Here is a 23557-nt window from a genome sequence, read left to right as displayed (position 1 = left end):
TTCGGCGCGCGCGTTGATAATCAGCTGGCCGCGGCCAGAATCCCGTTGGCGCGCTCGGCGTTCTTGTCCGCCTCGCGTATCACCTGCATCTGCATCTCGAACCGCCGCGCGTTCTGGATCATGCCCACCATGGCGCCCATGGGGCTGGCGTTGCTGCCCTCCAGCACGCCGCTCAACAGGCGCTGCGACGGATCGGCCGGCAGCGGCGCGGCGGGCTGGCCGCCGGGCTGCTGCGGCATGCGGAACACCCCGTCGTCGCCATGCACCAGCTGCTGCGGTGGCGGGTTGACCATCTTCAGCCGGCCCAGGTTGAGAATGTTGTTGGGCGGATCGCCCGCGCCGATGGCGGTGACCGTGCCGTCCGACGCGATCGTCAGGCTGGCCTGGTCCGGCACCTCGATGACCGCGTTCTGGTCCGACAGAACAGGCTTCCCGGTGGCGGTCTGCAGCAGGCCGTTGACGCCCACCTGCAACGCGCCGGCGCGGGTATAGGCCTCGCCCTGCGGCGTCTGCAGCGCGAACCAGCCCGGCCCGGCCAGCGCCACGTCCAGCTCGCGCCCCGTGGTCATCATGTTGCCCATCTCGAAGTTGTTGCCGGGCGTGGACGCCACGGTCGAGACCCGCGTGGGCAGCGAGGTGCCGTCGGCCATGGGCACCGAGCGGTACAGCGCGATCTGCTCGCGGAACCCCGGCGTGTTGACGTTGGCCATGTTGTTGCCCAGCACCGTCTGGTGCTCGGCAATGCGGGCCGCGCCGTTCATGGCGGTATAGATGATCCGGTCCATCCTGGCCTTCTATTTTCGATTCTGGTGGGTGCCGGCGCTTAGCGCATGTTCATCAAGACCTGCATGACTTCGTTCTGCGTCTGGATGGTCTGCGCGTTGGCCTGGTAAGTGCGCTGGGCCACGATCATGTTGACCAGCTCGCTGCTCAGGTCCACGTTGGAGCCTTCCAGCGCCTGGCCGACAATGGTCGCCAGGCCGTTGGTGCCCGGCTGGCCCAGGGTGGCCTGCCCCGATTCGGACGTCTCGGCCCAGGCGTTGTTGCCCACCGGCTTCAGGCCCTGCACGTTGTTGAAGTTGGCCAGCACGACGGTGCCGATGGTCTGCGTCTCGCCGTTGGTGTACTTGGCCACCAGGCTGCCGTCCTCGCCCACCGACAGTCCCATGTACTCGCCGCTGGAATAGCCGTTCTGCACCACCTTGGGCGCGAAATCGCTGCCGTACTGGGTGACGCCGTTGTAGCTGACGGTGATGGCCAGCGGGTCGGCCGGCGCGGCGTTGCCGCCCGGATTGGCGAACGTGACCTGCGCGGTGGGCGGCTGGTTGAGCAGATTGCCGGCGGTGTCGAAGTTCAGCGTCTGCGAGGCGCCGCCATTGACCTGCATGGGCTGGCCGTCCAGCACGTAATAGACCTCGTACACGCTCTCGGTGCCCACCGCGGGGCGCTTGGCGAAGTACTGGACCATCTGGTGCGAGTTGCCCAGCGAGTCGTAGACCGTGGTCGGCACCTGGTCGGTATACGACAGCGGGTTGGTCGGGTCGAACGGGATGCCGGCCACCAGCGGCTGATAGGGCTGGTAGCCCGGCTGGCTGGCCAGGTCGCCGGTCACCGCGCCGCCGGCGATCACGATGTCGCCGCCGTTGTAGGTGCCATCGACCGGCCCGGGCGCGACCCAGGCGAACACGCCGCCCGCGTTGGTGAAACTGTAGGACGTGCCGTCCAGCTCCACCGTGCCATCCACGGCCGGCGTATCGTTGGGGTTGATAAGTTTGGCGTTGGCGTTCAGGTTGCCCTGCAGGCCGGCGGTGCTGGCCGGTCGCGGCGCGATGTTGCCTGGCGGCAGTTGCAGGTCCACCGGCTGGGCGCCCACCGCGCCGGCCGGATAGCCGGTCAGGCGAAAGCCCTGGGCATTGACGACATAGAAATTCTTGTCGACCATGAACTCGCCGTTGCGCGAATAGAACACCCCGCCGCTCTGGTCGGTCAGGCGGAAAAAGCCCTTGCCGCCGTCGATCGCCATGTCGTACTCGCCATTGGTCATCGATATATTGCCCACCGTGAAGCGCTGGTTGATGGCGCTGACCTTCACGCCCAGGCCGACGCGCGAGCTGGCGTAGACGTCGGCGAACGAGGCCGCGCCCGACTTGAAGCCGACCGTGCCCGAGTTGGCGATGTTATTGCCGATTACATCCAGGTTCTGCGAGGCGGCGTTCAGGCCGCTCAATGCTTGTCCGAATCCCATGTCTTTGTCCCGTTAGCTCTCAGAAGTTGAGGTGAGTCGCCGGCGCGCGGCCGGCCCGGTTTGGGGTCATGCCGACCCGGAAGCCCCGATGACCTTGCGCACATCCAGCATGCTGATCTGGCCGGCCAGGCCCAGGTCCAGGCGCAGGCCGTTGGTGGAATACGCCACGCTCTTGACCTGTCCGTAGGTCAGCGCCTCGGCCTTGACCGGTACGGCTTCGGCATCGCTGGCGCTCACCGTGATCGAATACTTGCCGTCGGCCAGCGGCTGGCCGCCGTCGTTCTTGCCGTCCCATTGCAGCGTGTGCACGCCGGTCTTGAGGTCGCCCAGCTCCATGGTGCGCACCACGGCGCCCGAGGGATCCAGCACCTTGACCGTCACCTTGGTCGCGTCGCCCTGCAGATCGATGCCGAACGGCGTGGCGCCGCGCTGGGCGGGGTCGTTGGGGTCGGTGCCCAGCGACACCTTGTCGCCCGGCATCAGCACGCCCTTGCCTATCATCGACACCGCGTCCATCGACTGCGACACGTCGATCTGCCCGCTGATGGCGAGCATGGTGTTCTTGAGGTTGTTGATGCCTTCCACCGTGGAGATCTGCGCCAGCTGAGAAGTCAGCTCGGCGTTCTCCATCGGGTTGAGCGGGTCCTGGTTGCGCAGCTGCGTCACCAGCAGCGTCAGGAATTGATCCTGGATGCCCTGGGCGGCGCTGTTGGAGCCGGCCTGCGCCAGGGCCAGGCCGGCCTGGGAAGTGGTTTCGTTGACGGTGGTCATGGATGAATGCTCCGGTATGCGTGCCGCAGGCGATGTCCGCGCGCCGATCAGGACTGGCCGATGGTCAGCGTCTTGAGCATCAGCTGCTTGGCGGTGTTGAGCACTTCGACGTTGGCCTGGTACGAGCGCGAGGCGGCGATCATGTTGACCGTCTCGGCCACCGGATCGACGTTGGGCATGTTCACGTAGCCCTGTGCGTCGGCCATCGGATGCTTGGGGTCGTAGATTTTCTTGAAGGGCGACTGGTCCTCGACCACGCCGGCCACGCGCACGCCGCCGATCTCCTGGCCGAAGGCCTGGCCGGGCGGCGGATTGACCTGGAACACCACCTGGCGCGCCCGGTATGGCTGGCCGTCGGGGCCGGCCACGCTGTCGGCGTTGGCCATGTTGCTGGCCGACACGTTCATGCGCTGGGACTGCGCGCTCAGCGCCGAACCGGCGATCTCGAAAATGCTCAACAGGGACATGGCTGGACTCCGTTATTCCTGGATCGCCGACATCAGCGAACGGATGCGGCCGGACAACACCTGCAGGCTGCTCTGGTAATGCAGCGTGTTGTCGGCGAAGCGCACGCGCTCGCTGTCCATGTCGACGGTATTGCCGTCCAGGCTGGGCTGGTAAGGCAGGCGGTACATCAGTTCGGCCGGCGACGGCGTGGTCGCCTGGCCGGGAATGTGGCGCGCCGAGGTCAGCGCGAGATTCGTGTCGGGCAGGCGCATGCGCTGCTCCAGCGCGCCCTGCATGGCGGCCTTGAAATCGAAGTCGCGCGCCTTGTAGTTGGGCGTGTCGGCGTTGGCGATATTGGAGGACAGCACTTCCTGCCGTTGCGCGCGCAGCGCGATCGATTGCTGGAAAAAGCGGAAATCCTCGTTTAGCCGGTCTAGCATCTGGCGCGTCCCGATAGTGTGCGAACTGATTGGCCCAAGAAAACCGGCCGCACGGCCTGGCTCGCTTTTTGGCATGACGGCATCTTAGGTTGCGGGCGGCCGCCACAAAAAGCCAAACAACCCGCCATTTCCGAGCCAATTCGGCTATTGCGCGGCACGGCGCCCTTCTACAATTTGCCTATCATGAAATCGCCCCGTTCCCGTTCCATTGCGCGCCTGGCGGCGCTGGCCATCCTGGCGGGCGCCATGCCGCGCGCCGCGGCCGAGCCCCCCGCCCAGGATCCCGCCGAGCTGGCCGCGGCGGCCGAAAGCTATCTGCGCCAGCAATTGGCCGCCCTACCCGGCGAGCCATCCATCACGCTGGACCCTCTACGCACCGACCGGCTGGACGCCTGCGAGGCCCTGACGCCCTTCATGCCCTCGGGGATGCGGGTACGCGCCCGCATGACGGTCGGCCTGCGCTGCGTCGCGCCGCGCACCTGGACGGTCTACGCCCAGGCCACCGTCAGCGTGCCGGGCCAGTACTACGTGGCGGCGCGCCAGATCGCGCCGGGCAAGACCATCGAGGCGGCCGACCTGACCACCCGCGACGGCGACCTGGTGGCCCTGCCCCCGGGCGTCATCACCGACGCGGCCGCCATCCTCGGCATGCGCCCCGCTCACCGCATCGCCGCGGGCCAGCCCATCAAGGGCGCCGGGCTGCGCAGCGCCGAGTCGGTATCGCGCGGCCAGAGCGTGCGCATCACCGCGCGCGGCAACGGCTTCGTGGTCAGCAGCGAAGGCCAGGCGCTGGACAACGCCCCGCCCGGCGCGACGGTCCAGGTACGCACCGCCTCCGGCCAGGTGGTCAGCGGCATCGTGCAGGCGGCCGGACTGGTCGAAATCCAGCTGTAAAATCTGTTACACATGACCGGACCCCTACCATCCCCGTGCCCTAAAGTTTGCGCCCATGGTGTCGTTACACAGGCATAACCAGGCGGATCGCCCCCATCGGGCCGGTCCCGCGCAGCGGAGAATATTTTGAAGATCCAATCCTCGACCAGCCATCCGGTGGGCCCCAACGCGGTCGGCGCACGCGCCGAGCACGCCGTGGCCCAAGCCTATGGCGGCGGCGCCCAGGCCGGTTCGGGCAGCGCGCAAGTGGCGCTCAGCCCGGCCTCGCGCCAATTGCTGGCTCAGGAAGGCGGCAGCGACATCGACGTCGAGCGTGTGGCGGCCATCCGGGCGGCCATCGCGTCCGGCCAGTTGCGGATCGACCCCACCCGCATCGCCGACAGCCTGATCGCCAGCGCCCGCGATTTGCTCAAGTAAACCGCTGCTGCCCGCCATGAATTCTGCCGCCCTGAAGTCCTGCCTCGAACGCGAAAACGCCCTGGTGGTGGAGTTCCTCCACGCCCTGGAGGCGGAAACCGAGGCCCTGATGGACCGCCGCGCGCACGAGTCGCTGCAGGCCGCGGTGCAGCGCAAGGAAACCCTGGCCGACGACCTGGCGCGGCTGGGCGCCGAGCGCGACGCCCTGCTGAGCGGCGCCGGCCTGGCCAGCGGTCCGGCCGGCACCGACGCGGCTGCCGCCGCCCACCCTGAACTGGGCCCGCTGTGGCAGGCCCTGCAGGCCAACGCCGCCCAGGCGCGCGAGCACAACCAGCGCAACGGCACCCTGATCGCGGTGAACCTGCGCCATACGCAAGAGTCGCTCGACGCCCTGCGCCAGGCCGCCGGCACCGGCGCGGCCGCCACCTATGACGCCCAGGGCCGCGGCAAGCGCGGCTACTCCAGCGCGGCATCGGGCCGCGCCATCGTCGCCACCTGATCCGGCCCGGCCGGCCTTCAGCCGGCCATCTCCAGCAAGGCAAACAACTTCATCAAGGCCGCGGGCGCCAGCCGCGCGGGCGTCTTGCGCGCGCCCGGCCCCAGCAGGCCGGGCAAGGCCTGGCGCATCGCGGCGGCCTGCGCCTGGTGTTCCAGCTGCCAGCACGCCGCGCCCAGCTGTCCCGCCGCCAGCGCGCGCGCGGCCAGCGCCGCGGCATCGCCCGCATCCGGCGGCAGCGCCGCCCAGGCATGCGCCATATAGCGGAAAGCGCCGCGCGCCTGTTCGTACTGCACCAGCCAGCGCGCCAGCGTGGCCGCATCGGCCTGCGTGGCGGCCAGGTTGGTCAGGCCGAACCACTGCGCCACCTGGCGCCCGCTGGAGGGATCGAGCAGGCGCGCGCTGACCATGCGCACCGCAAGCGGCGCCTGGCCACGCGCCGCCAGCGAGACATCCGCGCTGCCGGCCCACAGCGCCAGGGGCGCGCTGCCCTTGCCCGGGACCGCCACATTACCCACCGGCAGGTATCCCAGCCCGCGGGCCACGGCCCTGAGCAAAGTGGGACACAGGTCCTGCTGCACCCGCGTGGCGCCGGCGCAGCGCGCCAGCCACCCGGCGTCCTGCCCCGCCAGCGCCTGCCATGGCGGGGCCGAGCCGGCGTCGAACACATGCACGTGCGGCAATTGGGCCAGCGCGCCCGACAGGTAGTCGGTGCGCGCCAGCAGGGCCTGAATCGGATTGGCGCCGGCCGGTTCGCCCGGCGCGTACGCCGCCAGCAGGCCATGCTGCAGCATCAATTGCTGGGCGGGCGCGGCCAGCGCCGCGCCGCGGTCGCTCATCAGCAAGGCCGACAGCAAGGTGGCCTGCGGCAGGCCGGCGGCGCGCAGCGCCGCCTTGCCGTGCATGGCCAGCAGATAACGGCTGCTGGCGGCTGGATAGGCCTGGCGCGCCAGGGCCAGCCCCGCGTCGCCCAGCGCCCGGGCCGTGGCCGGGCCGGCCATGGCCGCGCGCCAGTCGCTGCGCGCCTGCGCGCAGGCCGGATCGTCGCGCAGCCAGTCCAGCGCGCCGTCGAGGTCGCGCGCGGCGGCGCCGCCCTGGCCCAGCAGCGTGGCGGCCAGCATCTGGCGGCGCTGCGCCGGCTCGTCGCGCGCCTGCTCGCGAGAGGCGCTGCACAAGGCGGCCAGGTCGGCCTCGCTGGGCGCATATAGCGGCTTGACCCGCTGCAGGGTGGCCAGGGTGCGGTCGATCAGTTCGTCGGCGCGCGCCAGGGCCATGTGCTCGGGCACTTTCTGCCCGTAGGAGACATAGTGGATGGGCAGCCGGTGGCGGATCGCCGTATCCAGCGCCGGCGCCAGCCGCGAGGCCTCGTCCAGCTTGGTGATGATGCAGCCGACCACATCCTCGCCCACGCCGTTGCGATAGGCGTGCGCCACTTCGTCCAGCGTGTCGCCCTGGCTGGCCGCGTTGAGCACCAGCAGGCGGCGCACCGGCTTGCCGGCGTTGCACAGCATGGCCGCCTGCCCCGCCACCTGGCGGTCGCGCTGGCTGATGCCCGTGGTGTCGATCAGGATGATCCTGCGGTTGCCCAGGCTGCCCAGCGCGTCGCGCAACTCATCGGCGTCGCGCACCGAATGGGCCGGAATGCCCATCAGGCGTCCATAGATCTGCAATTGTTCCAGCGCGCCGATCCGGAAATTGTCGGTGGTCAGCATGGCCACCTGCTCGCGCCCTTCGCGCGCCACGCAGCGCGCCGCCAGCTTGGCCAGCGTGGTGGTCTTGCCCACCCCGGTGGGGCCGACCAGCGCGAACACGCCGCCGCCGGCCAGCAGGTCGTCCTCGCGGCGCAGCACCGGCAGGTGCGTCACCAATTCGTTGCGCGCCCAGGCCAGCGCCTGCGTGGCGTCGAGCGCCTGCGGCAGGCGCTCGAGCAGGATGCGCGCCAGCGGCATGCTGAAACCCGCTTCGAGCAAGGCGCGGAACAGCCCGGCGCCCACCGGCTCGCGGCCCGGCCCCTCGCGCGTGCTCCACAGCAGCCCGTCCATGCGGCTTTCCAGCGAACCGCGCAGCGCGTCGATAGCGGCCTGCACGCCCGCCTCCAGCCCCGGCGCGACGCGGCCGGCCGGCATGGCCGCGGGCATCGGCGCATCGGGCAGGCGCGCCATGGACAGCGGCGCGGCCGCGTCCGCAGCGGGCATGTCGGCGGGCGGCGCGGCCGGCGCATCGGGCAACGGCGTCGCCGGCGCCGCGGCGGGCGTCTCGTCCAGCGTGGCCACCACTTCGATGCCCTCGGCCACGCTGCGGTTGGACACGATCAGCGCGTCCGGGCCCAGCGCCTCGCGCACCAGGCGCATGACTTCGCGGCTGCTGGCCGCGACGAAACGACTCAGCTTCATTCGCCATTGCCTCCAATGAGCGCCGTCACGCGTACCACGCGCTCATCGGGGATCTCGGCATTGGAAAGCACGCCCAGCTGCGGCAGATGGTGCCTGAGAAAGCGCGACAGCGGCGCGCGCAACGGCGGCGAGGTCAGCAGCACCGGAGCGTTGCCCTGCGCCTCCTGGCGCGCCAGCGCCGCTTCGGTCTCGCGCAGCAGCGTCTCGGCCAGCCCGGGCTCGAGGCCGCCGCTGGTGGCCATGGCCTGCGTCAGCACGCGCTCCAGGCGCACGTCCAGCCCGATCACGCGCAGCTCGCCTTCGCCCGGGAACCATTGCTGGGTGATGGCGCGTCCCAGCGAACGGCGCGTCAGCGCGACCAGTTCGTGCACATCGGGCTGCCCGCCCGCGTTGGCGGCCAGGGCCGCCAGGCGCGGCGCGTGCTCGGACAGGGTATCGACGATGGTGCGCATGTCGCGGATCGGCACCTCCTCGGCCAGCAGGCCCTGCAGCACTTTCTGCAAGGTGGTGAGCGACAGCGTCTTGGGCACGAGGTCCTCGACCAGCTTGGGCGATTCGCGTCCGATGCGTTCGATCAGCGCCTGCACTTCCTGGCGGCCCAGCAGGTTGTCGCCGTGGCGGTGCATCAGGTGGTTCAGGTGGGTAGCCACCACGGTGCTTGCGTCGACCACCGTGTAGCCGGCCACCTGGGCCTGGTCGCGCTGGCCGCTGTCGATCCACAGCGCCGGCAGGCCGAAGGCCGGGTCGGTGGTGGGCGTGCCCTTGACCTGCATGGCCACGCCGCCCGGGTCGATGGCCAGCCATTGGCCAGGCATGGCCACGCCGCGACCGATTTCCACGCCCGAAAGCAGGATGCGGTAGTCGTTCGGCTTGAGTTCCAGGTTGTCGCGGATGTGCACCACCGGCGGCAGGAACCCCACGTCCTGGGCGAATTTCTTGCGCAGGCTGCGGATGCGGTGCAGCAGCTCGCCGTTCTGGGCATGGTCGACCAGCGGGATCAGGCGGTAGCCCACTTCCAGCCCGAGCTGGTCCACCATCGAAACGTCTTCCCAGGTCGCCTCGGAGGCCGCCGCCTGCGCCTGGGCGGCGGCGGTCTCGGCGGGTTGCTGCGCCTGGCTGGCGGCGGCCAGGTTGCGCTTGTAGACCATCCAGCCGCAACCGGCCAGCAGCGCGGCCAGCGTCAGGAACGCCAGGTGCGGCATATTGGGGATCAGGCCCATGATGCCGACGATGGCGGCCGTCAGGAACATCACGTTGGGATTGGAGAACAGCTGCGAGAGGATCTGCTGGCCCACGTCCTGGTCGGTCGCCACGCGCGAGACCACCACGCCGGCGGCGGTGGAGATCACCAGCGCCGGGATCTGCGCCACCAGGCCGTCGCCGATCGTCAGCAGCGTGTACACGCGGGCCGATTCGCCTACCGACAGGTCGTGCTGGGCCACGCCCACGATCAGGCCGCCGATCACGTTGATGACCATGATCAGCAGGCCGGCGATGGCGTCGCCGCGCACGAACTTGCTGGCGCCGTCCATCGAACCGAAGAAATCCGACTCCTGCGCCACCTCGGCGCGGCGCTTGCGCGCCTCGTCCTCGCCGATCAGCCCGGCGTTCAGGTCGGCGTCGATGGCCATCTGCTTGCCCGGCATGGCATCCAGGGTGAAGCGCGCGCCGACTTCGGCGATCCGCCCGGCGCCCTTGGTGATGACGATGAAGTTGATGATGGTCAGGATCACGAACAGGATGATCCCGACCGCGAAATTGCCGCCCACCAGGAAGTGGCCGAACGCCTCGATCACCTTGCCGGCCGCGTCCGGGCCCTGGTGGCCGTTGAGCAGCACCACCCGCGTGGACGCCACGTTCAGGGACAGGCGCAGCAGCGTGGCAAACAGCAGCACCGAGGGGAACGCGGCGAAATCCAGCGGCTTGCGCGTGAACATCGCCACCAGCAGGATCATCACCGACAGGGCGATGTTGAAGGTGAACAGCAGGTCCAGCAGGAAGGTGGGCAGCGGCAGCACCATCATGCCCAGCACGAGCACGATGAGGATGGGGCCGGCCAGCAGCTTGGCGTTGGCGGCCCCGTTGGTTTTCAGCATGGAGAGCAGCGCGCTCATTCGTCAGGCTCCTTGGGTGGCGGGCGGGCTGTGCGGGTCCAGTTCGGCCGGTACGGCCAGCGCCGTCGGCGCCTGCGGCTCGCGTCCCAGTCCGGGACGCCAGCTGCGCAGCTGGAACACCCACGCCAGCACCTCGGCCACCGCGGTATAAAGCGCCGTCGGGATTTCCTGTCCCAGTTCGACGTGTTGATGCAGGGCGCGCGCCAGCGGCGGCGCCTCGAGCGTCGGGATGCGATGCTCGGCGGCGAGCTCGCGGATGCGGGCGGCGATCAGCCCGGTGCCCTTGGCGACCACGCGCGGCGCGCCGGCCGCGCCGTCCACATATTTCAGCGCCACCGCGTAATGGGTCGGGTTGGTCACCACCACGTCGGCGCCGGGCACCTCCGACATCATGCGCCGGCGCGCCATGGCGCGCTGCTGCTGGCGGATGCGGCCCTTCACATGGGGGTCGCCCTCGCTTTCCTTGTGTTCCTGCCGCACATCTTCCTTGGTCATGCGCAGCTTCTTCAGATGGTTCCAGATCTGCCAGGGCACATCCAGCAGCACCACGAACAGCAGCGAGCCCACGATCAGGGCGCTGCACAGCGCCACCAGCGACATGGCGCTGGTCAGCGCGGCGCTGGGCGCCACGTGCATCAGGCCCAGCATGTCGTCGTGGTAGTGCCAGATCACCCAGACCGCCACCCCGCCCACCAGCGCGGCCTTGGCCAGCGCCTTGACCAGTTCGACCACGGTCTGGGCCGAAAACATGCGCTTGATGCCCGACCAAAGGCTCAATTTCGAGAAATTCGGCTCCAGCGGCTTGGTCGAGAAGACAAAGCCGCCCAGCAGCACCGCCGACAGCACCGCCACCACGGCCAGCATGCCGAACATGGGCAGCACCGTCAGCAGCGCCCGCCCGGCGCCATGCACCGCCTGCTCGACCATCACGCCCGGGTCCTGCGCCACCCGCGGCTCGAACCCCAGGCCACGCCGCAGCACGCCGGTCAGGCCCTGGTACAGCATCGAACCGCTCAGCCATACGCCCGCCACGCCGGCGGCCAGCATCATGAACGTGCCCAGCTCGCGCGAACGCGCAATCTGCCCCTCCTCGCGCGCCTTTTCCAGGCGCCTGGGAGAGGCGGCTTCGGACTTTTCAAGATCGCTTTCTTCGGCCATGCTCGACGCTTCGTTTGCAGCCCGGATGCGGGTTGTGGACTGCCCGCCGAGATTCTAGGCGGACGGCCCGCGCGGCGATAAGCCAAGAAGCGGGGGGAAAGCGGCGTTATTCCGGGATGGCGGCGGCCGGCGCGTGGGGGCGCCTGTCCCCGCGGGGACAGGCGCCCCGCACCCTGCGCCACGCCCAGTCGGTGCCTGTCCCTGCGGGGACAGGCACCCTGCCCTGGTCAGAAGCCCAGGCTGGCCAGCAGGTCGTCGACCTGGTCCTGGCTGGTGACGACGTCGGCCTTGCCGCCGGGGTTGACCTGCGGGCCGTTGAGCAGCGAATTGGCTTCGTCGCGGCGCTCCTGCGGCACATTGTCCAGCAGCACCTGCAGCAGTTCGCGCTCGATCGCGCCCACCACGTCCATCATGCGCATGATGACCTGGCCGGTCAGGTCCTGGAAATCCTGCGCCATCACGATTTCCATCAGCTTCGCCTGGGTCTGCTGCGTGTGCTGCGGCACCGCGGCCAGGAAGGCGCGCGTGTCCTGCACCAGGGCGCGCGCCTGCGGCAGCTCGAGCGGCTGGTCGTACCATTGCTGCCAGCGCGCGTCCAGCGCCTGGGCGCCGCGCGCCATGCCGTCCTGGATGGGGCCGGCGGCCTCGGTGGCGTTCAGCACCCGGTTGGCGGCCTGCTCGGTCATCTGCGCCACGTAGCGCAGGCGGTCGCGCGCATCGGGAATCGCCTCGGCGGCATCCTTGATGGCCTGGTCCAGCCCGAGCTCGCGCATGCTGTCGCGCAGCATGCGCGTCAACGAGGCGATCCGCTGGATCAGGTCGGTCGGGTCTGCCTGCATGCCAGTGTCCGTCGCATTCATTCGGTACCTCAGCCGGCGAGTTTCTCGAAGATCTTGTTCAGCTTTTCTTCCAGCGTCGCGGCCGTGAACGGCTTGACCACGTAGCCGTTGGCGCCGGCCTGGGCCGCCGCCACGATGTTCTCCTTCTTGGCCTCGGCCGTCACCATCAGCACCGGCAACGACTTCAGCGCCGCGTCGGCGCGGATCTGCTTGAGCATCTCCAGGCCGTCGAGGTTCGGCATGTTCCAGTCCGACACCACGAACTGAAAGGCGCCGTTGCGCAGTTTCTCCAGCCCGATGGCGCCGTCCTCGGCCTCGTCGACGTTCTCGAAACCCAGCTCCTTGAGCAGGTTGCGTATGATGCGCCGCATGGTGGGGAAATCATCCACCACCAGTATCTTCATTCCCTTATCTACCATCTCAACTCCAAGAAAATAATGTCCGGACGCCCGCTCCGTTGGGACCGGGGCGTCAAACGCGATGCCCGCGGTCGCCCAGACGCGTCAGAATCCGCTCACTGATGTCGGCCAGCGGCACGACCTCGTCGGCCGCGCCCAGCGCGATGGCCTCGCGCGGCATGCCGAAGACCACGCAACTGGCCTCGTCCTGCGCCATGGTCCGCGCGCCGGCGCGTTTCATGGCCAGCAAGCCGGCCGCGCCATCCTTGCCCATGCCGGTCAGTATCACCCCGATCGCATTGCCGCCGGCCGCCTCGGCGGCCGAATGGAACAGCACGTCCACCGAGGGGCGGTGCCGGTTGACCGGCTCGCTGGCCTGCAGCCCGATCACGTAGTTGGCGCCGCTGCGGCCCAGGCGCATATGCGTCTCGCCGCCCGGCGCCAGGTACACGTGGCCAGGCAGCACCCGCTCGCCGTCGCTGGCTTCGCGCACGGTCACCGCGCACAGCGCGTCCAGGCGCTGCGCGAACGAGCGCGTGAAGCCGGCCGGCATGTGCTGGGTGATGAGGATCGCCGGGCTGTCGGCCGGCAGGGGCTGCAGCACCTCGCGGATCGCTTCGGTGCCGCCGGTCGATGCGCCCACGATCACCAGCTTCTCGGAGCTGGCGAACGGGCTGCGCAGGCGCAGCGGCGCCGCGTGGCCGGCCGGCGCCGGCGCGCGCAGGCGCGCGCGCGAGGCGGCGCGGATCTTGTCCGCGATCACCTCGGAATACTCGATCAGTCCGTCGCGGATCCCCAGCTTGGGCTTGGTCACGAAATCGATCGCGCCCAGTTCCAGCGCCCGCAGCGTGATCTCGCCGCCGCGCTCGGTCAGCGACGACACCATCACCACCGGCATGGGCCGCAGCCGCATCAGCTTCTCGAGGAAATCCAGGCCGTCCATGCGCGGCATTTCCACATCCAGCGTCAGCACGTCCGGGTTGTGCTTCTTGATCAGTTCGCGCGCCACCAGCGGATCGGGCGCGGTCGCGACCACCTCCATGTCCGGATGGCTGTTGATGATCTCGGTCATCAGGCCGCGCACCAGCGCGGAATCGTCCACGCACAAGACCTTGATCTTCTTCATACTGGCAACTCGCCGCTGGCCTGCTCATAGACAGTCTGTCCGCGCAGGCGGAAGTCGCGGCTGATATAGGTGAAATTCTCGGAATGCCCGGCAAACAGCAGCCCGCCCGGCTTGAGCAAGGGGACGAACCGCCGCAGGATCCTGGCCTGGGTCGGCTTGTCGAAGTAAATCATGACATTGCGGCAGAAGATCGCGTCGAACTTCTCGTTGATCGGCCAGTGCGGCGCCAGCAGGTTCAAGGTCTCGAAGCGCACCATGTCGGCCAGCTCCGCGCGCACCTTGACCTGCCCCTCATTGGCGCCGCGTCCGCGCATGAAGAAGCGCTTCAGGCGCGCCGGGTCCAGCTTGGCCACCCGCTCGTACGGATAGACGCCCGCGCGCGCGCGCTGCAGGCAGTTGGTGTCGATATCGGTAGCCAGCAGCTGGCTGGCCTGGGCGCGCGCGCCCAGGCTCTCGACCAGCGTCATGGCGATCGAGTACGGCTCCTCGCCGGTCGAGGCGGCGCAGCACCACACCGATACCGGCCCGCCGCGCTGGCGCGCGAAATCGGCCAGAATGGGAAAGTGATGCGACTCGCGAAAGAAGGCGGTCAGGTTGGTCGTCAGGGCGTTGACGAAGTCTTCCCACTCGGGCGCGGCCGGCTCGTTCTCCAGCCCGTCCAGGTAGACGCGGAACTCCTGCTGCCCCAGCGCGCGCAGGCGCCGCGCCAGGCGGCTGTACACCATCTCGCGCTTGTGCGCGCCCAGCGAAATGCCGGCGCGCGCGTAGATCATCTGCCGTACCCGGGCGAAGTCCGCGTCGCGGAACTCGAACTGGCGCTCGGCGCTGAAAGCCGGCGTCGTCATTGCTGTCGCCACGCCTGACCTCAGTGCCCCAGCGCCAGCGCGTCATCGTGCGCCAGCGCCGTCTCGCGCGCACCCGGCGCCTGCCTCGATCCCAGTTGGCGGGCCGGCAGATCGATCACTTCGCCGGCGTTGATCCTGAACACCGCGACCGCCTCGGCCAGGCGCTGCGCCTGCTCCTGCAGCGAACCGGCCGCCGCGGCCGCCTCTTCCACCAGCGCCGCGTTCTGCTGCGTCACCTCGTCCATCTGCGACACCGCGCGGTTGACCTGCTCGATCCCGCTGGACTGCTCTTCCGAGGCCGCCGAGATCTCGCCCATGATGTCCGTCACCCGCTTGACCGAGGCCACGATCTCCTGCATCGTCGCCCCGGCGCGCTCGACCTGCTGCGAACCCGTGCCCACCTTGCCGACCGAATCCTCGATCAGCACCTTGATCTCCTTGGCCGCCTGGGCGCTGCGCTGCGCCAGCGAGCGCACTTCGCCCGCCACCACCGCGAAACCCTTGCCCTGCTCGCCCGCGCGCGCCGCTTCCACCGCCGCGTTCAGCGCCAGGATGTTGGTCTGAAACGCGATCCCGTCGATCACCGACACAATCTCGGAAATCTTGCGCGAGCTGGCCGAGATGTCCTGCATCGTCGCCACCACCTCCGACACCGCCGAACCGCCACGCTCGGCCACGTCCGAGGCGACTCCCGCCAGCTGGTTGGCCTGGCGCGCGTTGTCGGCATTCTGCTTGACCGTCGAGGCCAGCTGCTCCATCGAGGCCGCGGTCTCTTCCAGCGAGGCCGCCTGTTCCTCGGTGCGGCTGGACAGGTCCGTGTTGCCGGCCGAGATCTCGCGCGAACCCACGTTGATCTCGTCCACCCCGCGGCGCACCGCCGCGACGGTACGCGTCAGGCTTTCCTCCATGCGCTTGAGGCCGGCGAACAGCTGGCCGATCTCGTTGCTGTTGCGCACGTCCACCCGCGCGGTCAGGTCGCCCGCGGCGATCTTGTCGAAATGCTGGCCTACTTCGCGCAAAGGCTGGAGCACGCGGCGGCGCAGGAACAGATAGGTCGAAAACACCAGCAGCGCGGCCAGCACCCCGCCCGCGGCCACGGCCGCCAGCACGAAGCGATAGCGCGTCTCGGCCACTTCGTGGGCGTCGAGCAGCTCGCTGGCGCGCCAGAAGTCGAACGCGGCGATGGCGCCCGAGAAACGTCCTTCCAGCGCGTCAAGGACGTTCTGCGCATGCGACTGATAGCCGGCCATGTCGCCCTTCTCCAACGCGGCGGCCAGCGGATGGAGCCCCTGGCCGACCAGCGCCTCGAAGGCGTTCTCGACTTCTTTCAGGCTGTCGGCGGCGCTGGCCGGCCGAGCCAGGCCCTTGTAGTACTCGTATTCGGTCTCGGCGCGGTTGAGCGAAGCCTTGGCGCGCTGCAGCAAGCCCGCCGCCTCGCTGCCCAGGCCCTGTTCGACCTGCACCGGCTGGCCGATCGCGCTCACGATCGCGCCATAGTGCGACGCCGCGGCGCGACCCAGGCCGTTGAGCGCGTCCTTGTAGCTGTTGACGACGCGATCCATCGCGTCGGCGACATCCTGGGTCTGCTTGACTCCCTGCAACGTGTCGTTGCTGACCCGCAGCGACAGCACGCCCAGGGCGGCGCCGACGACCAGCATGAAAGAGAAGAACGCCAGCACGCCCAACAGGCTGCCGCGTATCGACAGGTTCGCGAGGAACTTGCGCATGACAGGAACCACTCCTTGACTGCAAGCGTTGAACGAAACGACGGGCGGCGCGCCGCCCGCGGCCTGACCGCCGTCAGGACGCCACTTTCTCCACCAGCGCCATCTCGTCGCTGGTCATCAGCTTCTCGATGTCGACCAGGATGAGCATGCGTTCGTCCACCGTGCCCAGGCCGGTCAGGTACTCGGTGGACAGGGTGGCGCCGAACTCGGGCGCCGGACGCACCTGGGCCGCGTTGAGCATCAGCACGTCCGACACCCCGTCGACCACGATGCCGACCACGCGGCGGTCCAGGTTGAGGATGATGACGACGGTCTGCTCGTTGTATTCGACGCTGCCCAGGTTGAACTTGATGCGCAGGTCCACGATGGGCACGATGATGCCGCGCAGGTTGGTCACGCCCTTGATGAAGGACGGCACGTTCGCGATGCGCGTGACCGTAGCCGCGTCGTAGCCGCGGATTTCCTGCACTTTCAGGATGTCGATGCCGTATTCTTCCTCGCCCAGCGTGAAGACCAGGAACTCGTTGCCCACGTCTTCCGCGCGCGTGGCCTGGGTGTGCGGTTTGGCTGCCATGATATGTCTCTCCGTCAATTCAGAATGGCTTCGGGCTGGGACCACTTTTCCCGGTTGGCGCGCGCCAGCGCGAATACGTCCACGATCAGCGCCACGCTGCCGTCGCCCAGGATGGTGGCGGCCGAAATGCCAGGCACCTTGCGATAATTCGATTCGAGATTCTTCACCACCACCTGGTGCTGGCCGACGAGGTGATCGACCAGCAGCGCGAAGCGGCGCTCCTCGGCCTGCATGATGACGGCGATGGCCTGGGTGGGATCGGCCTGCGCCTGGCCCACCGAAAACACCCGGTGCATTTCCACCAGCGGCAGGTATTCGCCGCGCACCTGCATCACGCGCTCGTTGCCGGCCACCGAATAGATCTGGTCGGCCTGCGGCTGCAGCGATTCCGTCACATGGTTCAGCGGCAGGATGAAGGTTTCCTCGCCCACCCGCACCGACATGCCGTCCAGGATGGCCAGCGTCAGCGGCAGCACGATGCGCGTGGTCGTTCCCTGCCCCGGCACGCTGGAGAGCTGCACGTGGCCGCCCATGTCCTGGATGTTGCGGCGCACGACGTCCATGCCGACGCCGCGCCCGGAGATGTCCGTGACCTGGTCGGCGGTGGAGAAACCGGGCGCGAAGATCAGTTGCCAGATCTCGTCGTCGGGCGAGTTCTCGTTGACCGTCAGCCCCTGGGCCACGGCCTTCCTGAGGATGCGCTCGCGGCTCAGGCCGCCGCCATCGTCGCTGACCTCGATGACGATGTTGCCGCCATTGTGCTGCGCCGAGAGCACCAGTTGGCCCACCGGCTCCTTGCCGGCCGCCACGCGCTTGTCCGGCGTTTCGATGCCGTGGTCCAGGCTGTTGCGCACCAGGTGCGTCAAGGGGTCGATGATGCGCTCGATCAGGCTCTTGTCCAGCTCGGTGGCCCGCCCATAGGTCTGCAGTTCGATCTGCTTGCCCATCTTGCCGGCGATATCGCGCACCAGGCGCGGAAAGCGGCTGAACACGTAGTCCATCGGCATCATGCGGATGGACATGACCGCTTCCTGCAGGTCGCGCGCATTGCGCTCGAGCTGCTCCATGCCATTGAGCAGGCGATCGTGCAGCACCGGATCGAGCGTCGAGGCGGTCTGCGCCAGCATCGCCTGCGTGATCACCAGCTCGCCGACCAGGTTGATCACCTGGTCGACCTTCTCGACGCCGACGCGGATCGAGGTCGATTCCTTGTCGGCGTGCGCGGGCGCGATGCTCGGGCGCGCGGCGCGCGCCGGCTCGGCGGCCTGGGCCGCGGCGGGAGCGGCAACCGGCGCCGGCGTGGCGGCGGCATCCGGCGCGGCCGCTACGGCCGCCTGCGCCGACGCGTGGGCCGGCTCGGCCTCGCGGGCGATTTCCAGTTGGTCCGCGTCGATGATGAAGCAGCACACCGCTTCGATATCGTCCGGCGAGCAGGTCGTGTCGACCCACACCGTCAGCGTCTGGCCGGCGCGCTCGCTGGCGCGCACGTCGCCCAGGTTGCCCATTTCCTCCAGCAGCGACTGGGCGTCCTTGTCCGAGACCTTGCTGAAACGCACCCGCAACGGCAGGCCCGCCGCCGTCGATGCCGCGGCGGGCTGGGGCGCGGGTGCGGGTTCCGGGCCGGGTTCGGAAGCCGCTACCGGCGCCGGCGCCGCGGCCGCCGGCGCCTGTCCGCCTTCCAGCGCCAGCTGGCGCAACACGGCGCAAATGCGCTCGAACACGGCATCTTCGGGCTCTTCGGAGGCCCGGTAGGCGTCCAGTTGGCTTTTGAGCACGTCTTTCGTTTCCAGGAAAATGTCCACCATGTCGGCGCGCAGTCCCATCTCGCCGCGCCGGATCGCGTCCAGCAGGTTCTCAAGCAAATGCGTGGTTCCGGCCAGCTTCTGGAAGCAGCCGAAAGTGGCCGCGCCGCCCTTGATGGAATGCGCGGCGCGGAAGATCGCGTTGAGCTGCTCGATGTCGGGCGCGCCCACATCCAGCTCGAGCAGCAACTGCTCCATCTGCGCGAGCAGCTCGTCGGCTTCGTCGAAGAATGTTTCGTAGAACTGACTGAGGTCCAGACCTGAACTCATGACCCGTATGCTTCCTATAGAAACCGCTACGCGCCTGGCGCCACGCCAAGCAGCTCCGCCGCCAGATCGACCAGCACATCCGGATCGAGCGGCTTGTTGAGCCAGCCGCATACGCCCAGATCGCGCGCGGCGGCCTTGCTGTCGCCATCGTCCTCGGTGGTCAGCACCAGCACGGGCAGATCCTGGTAGCGGGCCTGCCCACGCAGGCCCCGGATCAGGTCCAGCCCGCCCATGACGGGCATGTTCCAGTCACTGACGACCAGGTCGACAGCCTGCGCCTGGGCCAGTTCGAGCGCCTGTTTGCCATCGCTGGCGGTCACGACCTGCCAACCCGCCCCCGTCAACGCGGCCTGCACGATCATGCGCATCGTCGCCGAATCGTCCGCCACCAGAATTCTTGCCGTCATGCCTCTCCCTATCGCTACCTGGCGCCCCCGTCCGAGCCGCTGACCGCCAACTGGCCGGCCAGCGCCGCGCCGACGCCCTGCGCGTCGCGCGCGTTGACATCGGCCGCCGCTGCGTTCTCGTTCTCGATGCGCCGCTGGGTCGATGCATTGAGCACCACCAGACTGATACGTCTGTTAACGGCAGCAAACGGGTCATCTTTAACCAGGCTCATGCTCGAGGCCAGGCCCTGGATGCGCAACACCTTGCCCTCGTGCATGCCGCCGGCCACCAGCTCCTGGCGCGACGCGTTGGCGCGGTCGGCCGACAGCTCCCAATTGCTGTAGGCGCGCTCGCCGCGCGCGTACTGCGACGCGTCGGTATGGCCGGCGATGCTGATCTTGTTGGGCAGGTCGTTGAGCACCGGCCCCAGCTCGCGCAGGATGTCGCGCATGTACGGCTGCACGTCGGCGCTGCCGGTGGCGAACATGGGGCGGTTCTGGTTGTCGACGATCTGGATGCGCAAGCCCTCGGTCGTCATGTCGATCAGCAGCTGCGGCCGGAAATTCTTCAGGACCGGGCTTTCCTCGATCAGGTTTTCCAGGCGGACCTTCAGGCGTTCCAGGCGATGGCGGTCGCGCCGCTCGGCGTCGCCCATGGGCTGGGCCTCGACCCGGTTGCCCTCGGCGCGCCGCACGTCGCCCTGGCTGCGCAGCGGGTCCTGCCCGCCGCCGGGGATCGCGCTGGTCTCGGCCGAGCTGCTGGGGCCGCCGGTCAGGGCCACCCGCAGGGGCATGCGGAAATACTCGGCGATGCCCTTGAGTTCTTCGCGCGGCACGATGCTGATCAGCCACATGACGAGGAAGAACGCCATCATGGCCGTGATGAAGTCGGCGTAGGCGATCTTCCAGCTGCCGCCGTGGTGTCCGCCGCGGCGCACCTTGCGGCGCCGGATCACCACACGGTGATTGTTGACCGTGCTCATGCGGCGGCTCCGTCAGGCGCGGCCGGTGGCCGCGCTCTTGGCCTGGCGCACATGCTCTTCCAGCTCGCCGAACGAGGGGCGCACCGCCGAGAACAGCACCTTGCGGCCGAACTCCACCGCCAGTTGGGGCGGATAGCCGTTCATGCTGGCCAGCAAGGTCACCTTGATGCATTCGAGCACCTTGACCGATTCCGAGGTGCGCCGTTCGATGCGGGCGGCCATCGGCGCCACGAAACCGTAGGCCAGCAGCACGCCCAGGAAGGTGCCGACCATGGCCTTGGAGATCAGGTCGCCCAGGATCGCCGGCGGCTGGTCCACCGCCGCCAGCGCCTTGATCACGCCCAGCACGGCGGCCACGATGCCGAAGGCCGGCAAGGCGTCGGCCACCTGCTGCAGCGCATGGGTAGGCACTTCGCGCTCGTGCCGGTAGGTCTCGATCTCCTCGTCCATCAGCGTTTCGATCTCGAACGAGCTCATGTTGCCGCTGATCATGATGCGCAGGTAGTCCGTGATGAACTCCATCAGCTTGGCATCCTTCATGATGCGCGGATACTCATTGAAGATCGGGCTGGACAGCGGATCCTCGATGTGCGATTCGATGGCCATCAGCCCTTCGCGGCGCGCCTTGTTCAGCAGCACGTACAGAAGCGCCATCAGCTCCATGTACACGTCCTTGCTGTAGGGCGAGCTGCGAAACGCCTCCGGGATCGCCTTGGCGACCAGGCCGAGCGACTTGCGGCTGTTGCCCGCCATGAAGGCGCCCACGGCCGCGCCGGCGATCAGCGTCAGCTCGAAAGGCTGGTAGAGCGCGCCCAGATGGCCGCCCAGGCCGATGAAACTGCCGACCACCGCCAGGATGACCACTGCATAACCGATAACAATCAACACATCAGGCCTCTGCCAACGAAGTCTAGAACCGACGCCAATGATCCCCCCTGACCCGTCGGGCAAAAACGCGGGTTATGGGGGGTTTTCTGGTGCTTTTGGCCTATTTGGAAGCTGGCGCGCTCACGGCCGCGCCGGCGCGGCGAGCTGCCCGGCGCGCGCGCGGGCCGCCGCGCGCGTCTTGCCGGCCCGGGGCGGCGGGCGGCAGATGGCGCAGACGAAATCGGTCTGCGGATCGTGCGCGTGGGCGATGAAATGCCCGCCGCACTGGCGGCAGCCCGACAGCTGCAGCATGCCGCCGTCGAAGAACCGCACCAGCATCCAGGCCCGCGTGAAGCTGAGCACCGGCTCGGCGGCATCGGCCGGCGCGTGCTCCAGGTACAGGCGGTATGCGTCGATCACAGCCCGGATGCCCTGGCTCGAGGTGCGCTGGTTCAGGAACGTATACACGTTGTAGAACAGCGACGAATGGATGTTCGGCAGCCAGGTCATGAACCAGTCCACCGAGAACGGCAGCATGCCCTTGGGCGGCGAACAGCCGCGAATCTCGCGGTACAGCCGCGCCAGCCGGTCGTGGCTGAGGCCGGTCTCGGCCTGCAGCACCTGCAGACGCGCGCCCAGCGTGATCATCGAACTGGCAAGCAGGATCTCGTCGGCTTCCTGCGAAACACTCTTGGTGGCCATTGCGCCCTCTTGTTCCTATCTATCCAGCCGGCGCTCAGGCCAGCTCTTCGACAGGCTGGCGCGCCAGCAGGATGGTGGCGTGCGCCTGTTGCAGGGCGCCGCCCAGCACGTCCTGGGTCAGGGCCGACAGGAGGCTGTAATCGTCGAAGCGAAATCGGCACAGCAGCGAGCTGGAGCTGGCCAGCTTCACCAGCTGGGCCGGCGATAGCCGCATCAGGATATCGGCCACTTCATTGCTGAAACCCAGGCGGAACATCGACGCGGCATAGTCGTCGCGCAGCATGCGCTGGGCCAGCAACAGATACGAAAGATTGACTTCCCGAATATCCGCGAGCAAGGAACTATCGGCTGTTTTCACACATGACTCCTGAGACTTAGGCAAGCCGGGGGGCTGAACTCCAGGCGGCGCGCCCCGAGAACCCCGCGCCAGCCTGCTTTCGTCTTAATGCGAAATGTATCATTTCATCGCAATTTGAATGCAATTTACCATGGATGGTGTCATTTTCTATGACTTTTATGACAAAACATTGATATTTTGCAGATTATCTCCGGTAAAGTTACCGCCGAGTTACATCATTTGCATTTCGATGTCGGCAATTTCGTAAATAAACGTGCAAAAAGTTGCGTTCTTCTCCGAATGAAAAGCGGCTATTTGCCGACAATCTCCCCTTGAAACGACAGGGTCGAACCGGTCCGCGCCCAGCGGCCTGACCGCCAGGCCACTGTCGCCGCCCAGCAACACCCCACCTGTTCGCAGCTTTGTTCGCGCGAGACATCCGCAGACAGAACCTGAATGCCCAACCCCGAAGACAGCCTGGTCCAATATGCCCCGCTGGTGCGCAAACTGGCGCTACAGCTCCTGGCGCGCCTGCCCTCCAGCGTGCAGCTGGACGACCTGGTGCAGGCCGGCATGATCGGCCTGCTCGACGCCGTGCGGCGCTACCAGGAAAGCCCTGACGCGCAGTTCGAGACCTATGCCACCGCGCGCATCCGCGGCGCCATGCTCGACGAGCTGCGCAGCCAGGACTGGCTGCCGCGCAGCGTGCGCAGCAAGAGCCGCCGCATCGAAACCGCCATCCAGCGCAAGGAACAGGAATTGATGCGCGCCCCCAGCGAAGGCGAGATCGCCGAGGAGCTGGGCGTGCCGCTGGCCGAGTACCAGGGCATGCTGGCCGATGCGCAAGGCGTGCAGATCCTGCACTACGAAGATTTCAATACCGACGGCGACAGCGACAGCCCGTGGGCTGAAAGCAGCGCCGAACATGCCGATCCGCTCGACGCCCTGCTCGCCGGCGACCTGCGCCGCGCCCTCATCGACGCCATCGACGGCCTGCCCGAACGCGAGAAGCTGCTGCTGTCGCTGTGCTACGAACAAGGCCTGAACCTCAAGGAAATCGGCGCCGTGCTCAACGTCACCGAGGCGCGCGTGTGCCAACTGCGCGCCCAGGCCACCGCCCGCATCCGCGCCCGCCTCAAGGAGCAAGCCTGGGCCCGCCTGCCCACCGCCCATCACCTGGCGCAGGTGGTATAGGCGCATGCCATGGCCGCGCGGCGCCTGCCTGCCCGGTGCCCGCCCCTGCTTTCCGAGCGCTGCGCCAACGGTGCCAGTCCCCTGCGGGGACAGGCACCTGCCCCATCTCCCCCCGCCGCACGGGCGCTTGCC

General features: G+C 68.3%; 24 protein-coding genes. 4 read left to right on the top strand and 20 right to left on the bottom strand.

From position 1 onward, the window contains the following. Positions 1-20: 20 nt before the first annotated feature. The 5 genes from EL288_RS10900 to flgB all read right to left on the bottom strand — a co-directional run bounded on the left by EL288_RS10900 (position 21) and on the right by flgB (position 3903). On the bottom strand, positions 21-785 hold the full coding sequence (locus EL288_RS10900) for a flagellar basal body rod protein FlgF (RefSeq protein WP_033460282.1): 765 nt from the start codon (positions 783-785) through the stop codon (positions 21-23). 38 nt (positions 786-823) lie between these two features. Continuing rightward, complete coding sequence (locus EL288_RS10895; RefSeq protein WP_003811887.1) at positions 824-2245, bottom strand: flagellar hook-basal body complex protein; 1422 nt, start codon at positions 2243-2245, stop codon at positions 824-826. A 66-nt stretch (positions 2246-2311) separates the two neighbouring features. Then, on the bottom strand, positions 2312-3016 hold the full coding sequence (locus tag EL288_RS10890; protein ID WP_003811889.1) for a flagellar hook assembly protein FlgD: 705 nt from the start codon (positions 3014-3016) through the stop codon (positions 2312-2314). Between the two features lie 47 nt (positions 3017-3063). After that, on the bottom strand, positions 3064-3483 hold the full coding sequence (flgC, locus tag EL288_RS10885) for a flagellar basal body rod protein FlgC (protein WP_003811891.1): 420 nt from the start codon (positions 3481-3483) through the stop codon (positions 3064-3066). Positions 3484-3495: 12 nt separating this feature from the next. Continuing rightward, positions 3496-3903, bottom strand: a complete 408-nt coding sequence (gene flgB / locus EL288_RS10880; RefSeq protein ID WP_003811894.1) for a flagellar basal body rod protein FlgB — start codon at positions 3901-3903, stop codon at positions 3496-3498. A gap of 183 nt (positions 3904-4086) precedes the next feature. Here flgB and flgA point away from each other — a divergent pair, with 183 nt between their 5' ends. The 3 genes from flgA (at position 4087) to EL288_RS10865 (ending at position 5713) form a co-directional block, all read left to right on the top strand. Beyond that, on the top strand, positions 4087-4797 hold the full coding sequence (flgA, locus tag EL288_RS10875) for a flagellar basal body P-ring formation chaperone FlgA (RefSeq protein ID WP_003811896.1): 711 nt from the start codon (positions 4087-4089) through the stop codon (positions 4795-4797). A gap of 126 nt (positions 4798-4923) precedes the next feature. Further along, complete coding sequence (gene flgM, locus EL288_RS10870) at positions 4924-5214, top strand: flagellar biosynthesis anti-sigma factor FlgM (RefSeq protein ID WP_003811898.1); 291 nt, start codon at positions 4924-4926, stop codon at positions 5212-5214. A 16-nt stretch (positions 5215-5230) separates the two neighbouring features. Beyond that, positions 5231-5713, top strand: coding sequence for a flagella synthesis protein FlgN (locus EL288_RS10865; RefSeq protein ID WP_003811901.1), 483 nt, complete (start codon positions 5231-5233; stop codon positions 5711-5713). A gap of 17 nt (positions 5714-5730) precedes the next feature. Here EL288_RS10865 and flhF read toward each other — a convergent pair whose 3' ends face one another. The 15 genes from flhF to flhD form a co-directional block, all read right to left on the bottom strand. Next, on the bottom strand, positions 5731-8103 hold the full coding sequence (gene flhF / locus EL288_RS10860) for a flagellar biosynthesis protein FlhF (RefSeq protein WP_003811903.1): 2373 nt from the start codon (positions 8101-8103) through the stop codon (positions 5731-5733). After that, positions 8100-10217, bottom strand: coding sequence for a flagellar biosynthesis protein FlhA (flhA, locus tag EL288_RS10855; protein ID WP_003811905.1), 2118 nt, complete (start codon positions 10215-10217; stop codon positions 8100-8102). Before flhA ends, flhF begins: the two co-directional genes overlap by 4 nt. Before the next feature lie 3 nt (positions 10218-10220). After that, the gene (flhB, locus tag EL288_RS10850; protein WP_015063731.1) at positions 10221-11375 is read right to left on the bottom strand and encodes a flagellar biosynthesis protein FlhB; all 1155 of its coding nucleotides are present in this window, start codon (positions 11373-11375) and stop codon (positions 10221-10223) included. A 227-nt stretch (positions 11376-11602) separates the two neighbouring features. Further along, on the bottom strand, positions 11603-12235 hold the full coding sequence (gene cheZ / locus EL288_RS10845; RefSeq protein WP_003811909.1) for a protein phosphatase CheZ: 633 nt from the start codon (positions 12233-12235) through the stop codon (positions 11603-11605). 8 nt (positions 12236-12243) lie between these two features. Next, positions 12244-12633, bottom strand: a complete 390-nt coding sequence (gene cheY / locus EL288_RS10840; RefSeq protein ID WP_003811911.1) for a chemotaxis response regulator CheY — start codon at positions 12631-12633, stop codon at positions 12244-12246. Between the two features lie 52 nt (positions 12634-12685). Further along, complete coding sequence (locus tag EL288_RS10835; RefSeq protein ID WP_003811913.1) at positions 12686-13738, bottom strand: protein-glutamate methylesterase/protein-glutamine glutaminase; 1053 nt, start codon at positions 13736-13738, stop codon at positions 12686-12688. After that, the gene (locus tag EL288_RS10830; protein WP_003811915.1) at positions 13735-14595 is read right to left on the bottom strand and encodes a CheR family methyltransferase; all 861 of its coding nucleotides are present in this window, start codon (positions 14593-14595) and stop codon (positions 13735-13737) included. The genes EL288_RS10835 and EL288_RS10830 overlap by 4 nt, the downstream gene beginning before the upstream one ends. Before the next feature lie 8 nt (positions 14596-14603). Continuing rightward, positions 14604-16310 carry a methyl-accepting chemotaxis protein gene (locus tag EL288_RS10825; protein ID WP_033450720.1) on the bottom strand — a complete coding sequence of 569 codons (1707 nt, stop codon included), beginning with the start codon at positions 16308-16310 and terminating at the stop codon, positions 14604-14606. Positions 16311-16383: 73 nt separating this feature from the next. Continuing rightward, complete coding sequence (gene cheW / locus EL288_RS10820) at positions 16384-16884, bottom strand: chemotaxis protein CheW (protein ID WP_003811919.1); 501 nt, start codon at positions 16882-16884, stop codon at positions 16384-16386. A 14-nt stretch (positions 16885-16898) separates the two neighbouring features. Continuing rightward, the gene (gene cheA / locus EL288_RS10815; protein WP_126621924.1) at positions 16899-18956 is read right to left on the bottom strand and encodes a chemotaxis protein CheA; all 2058 of its coding nucleotides are present in this window, start codon (positions 18954-18956) and stop codon (positions 16899-16901) included. 26 nt (positions 18957-18982) lie between these two features. Next, the gene (locus EL288_RS10810) at positions 18983-19363 is read right to left on the bottom strand and encodes a response regulator (protein WP_003811922.1); all 381 of its coding nucleotides are present in this window, start codon (positions 19361-19363) and stop codon (positions 18983-18985) included. Between the two features lie 14 nt (positions 19364-19377). Further along, positions 19378-20325, bottom strand: a complete 948-nt coding sequence (motB, locus tag EL288_RS10805; protein ID WP_003811924.1) for a flagellar motor protein MotB — start codon at positions 20323-20325, stop codon at positions 19378-19380. A 12-nt stretch (positions 20326-20337) separates the two neighbouring features. Beyond that, positions 20338-21213 (bottom strand): flagellar motor stator protein MotA, encoded by an 876-nt coding sequence (motA, locus tag EL288_RS10800; RefSeq protein WP_003811927.1) that lies wholly within the window; start codon positions 21211-21213, stop codon positions 20338-20340. A gap of 120 nt (positions 21214-21333) precedes the next feature. Next, a complete protein-coding gene (flhC, locus tag EL288_RS10795) occupies positions 21334-21894 on the bottom strand; it encodes a flagellar transcriptional regulator FlhC (RefSeq protein WP_003811929.1) in 561 nt (186 codons plus the stop codon). Between the two features lie 34 nt (positions 21895-21928). Beyond that, on the bottom strand, positions 21929-22252 hold the full coding sequence (gene flhD, locus EL288_RS10790; RefSeq protein ID WP_003811931.1) for a flagellar transcriptional regulator FlhD: 324 nt from the start codon (positions 22250-22252) through the stop codon (positions 21929-21931). A gap of 435 nt (positions 22253-22687) precedes the next feature. Here flhD and EL288_RS10785 point away from each other — a divergent pair, with 435 nt between their 5' ends. Then, entirely contained in the window at positions 22688-23425 is a 738-nt protein-coding gene (locus EL288_RS10785) for an RNA polymerase sigma factor FliA (protein WP_003811933.1), read from the top strand. Positions 23426-23557: the final 132 nt, after the last annotated feature.

This window comes from Bordetella bronchiseptica, from assembly GCF_900636925.1.
Classification (GTDB): Bacteria; Pseudomonadota; Gammaproteobacteria; order Burkholderiales; family Burkholderiaceae_B; genus Bordetella; species Bordetella pertussis.
The sequence above is the reverse complement of the archived record's forward strand: the minus strand, read 5'-3'. Positions and strand labels throughout refer to the sequence as shown.

Bases quoted from the DNA above. Each gene is read 5' to 3' on its own strand.
- EL288_RS10865 (WP_003811901.1), top strand. From the start codon at position 5,231: ATGAATTCTGCCGCCCTGAAGTCCTGCCTCGAACGCGAAAACGCCCTG.
- EL288_RS10810 (WP_003811922.1), bottom strand. From the start codon at position 19,363: ATGACGGCAAGAATTCTGGTGGCGGACGATTCGGCGACGATGCGCATG.
- flhF (WP_003811903.1), bottom strand. From the start codon at position 8,103: ATGAAGCTGAGTCGTTTCGTCGCGGCCAGCAGCCGCGAAGTCATGCGC.
- EL288_RS10890 (WP_003811889.1), bottom strand. From the start codon at position 3,016: ATGACCACCGTCAACGAAACCACTTCCCAGGCCGGCCTGGCCCTGGCG.
- EL288_RS10835 (WP_003811913.1), bottom strand. From the start codon at position 13,738: ATGAAGAAGATCAAGGTCTTGTGCGTGGACGATTCCGCGCTGGTGCGC.
- cheZ (WP_003811909.1), bottom strand. From the start codon at position 12,235: ATGAATGCGACGGACACTGGCATGCAGGCAGACCCGACCGACCTGATC.
- EL288_RS10825 (WP_033450720.1), bottom strand. From the start codon at position 16,310: ATGCGCAAGTTCCTCGCGAACCTGTCGATACGCGGCAGCCTGTTGGGC.
- cheW (WP_003811919.1), bottom strand. From the start codon at position 16,884: ATGGCAGCCAAACCGCACACCCAGGCCACGCGCGCGGAAGACGTGGGC.
- EL288_RS10785 (WP_003811933.1), top strand. From the start codon at position 22,688: ATGCCCAACCCCGAAGACAGCCTGGTCCAATATGCCCCGCTGGTGCGC.
- flgC (WP_003811891.1), bottom strand. From the start codon at position 3,483: ATGTCCCTGTTGAGCATTTTCGAGATCGCCGGTTCGGCGCTGAGCGCG.
- flhA (WP_003811905.1), bottom strand. From the start codon at position 10,217: ATGAGCGCGCTGCTCTCCATGCTGAAAACCAACGGGGCCGCCAACGCC.
- cheY (WP_003811911.1), bottom strand. From the start codon at position 12,633: ATGGTAGATAAGGGAATGAAGATACTGGTGGTGGATGATTTCCCCACC.
- flgA (WP_003811896.1), top strand. From the start codon at position 4,087: ATGAAATCGCCCCGTTCCCGTTCCATTGCGCGCCTGGCGGCGCTGGCC.
- EL288_RS10900 (WP_033460282.1), bottom strand. From the start codon at position 785: ATGGACCGGATCATCTATACCGCCATGAACGGCGCGGCCCGCATTGCC.
- flhB (WP_015063731.1), bottom strand. From the start codon at position 11,375: ATGGCCGAAGAAAGCGATCTTGAAAAGTCCGAAGCCGCCTCTCCCAGG.
- cheA (WP_126621924.1), bottom strand. From the start codon at position 18,956: ATGAGTTCAGGTCTGGACCTCAGTCAGTTCTACGAAACATTCTTCGAC.
- flhC (WP_003811929.1), bottom strand. From the start codon at position 21,894: ATGGCCACCAAGAGTGTTTCGCAGGAAGCCGACGAGATCCTGCTTGCC.
- motB (WP_003811924.1), bottom strand. From the start codon at position 20,325: ATGAGCACGGTCAACAATCACCGTGTGGTGATCCGGCGCCGCAAGGTG.
- EL288_RS10895 (WP_003811887.1), bottom strand. From the start codon at position 2,245: ATGGGATTCGGACAAGCATTGAGCGGCCTGAACGCCGCCTCGCAGAAC.
- flgB (WP_003811894.1), bottom strand. From the start codon at position 3,903: ATGCTAGACCGGCTAAACGAGGATTTCCGCTTTTTCCAGCAATCGATC.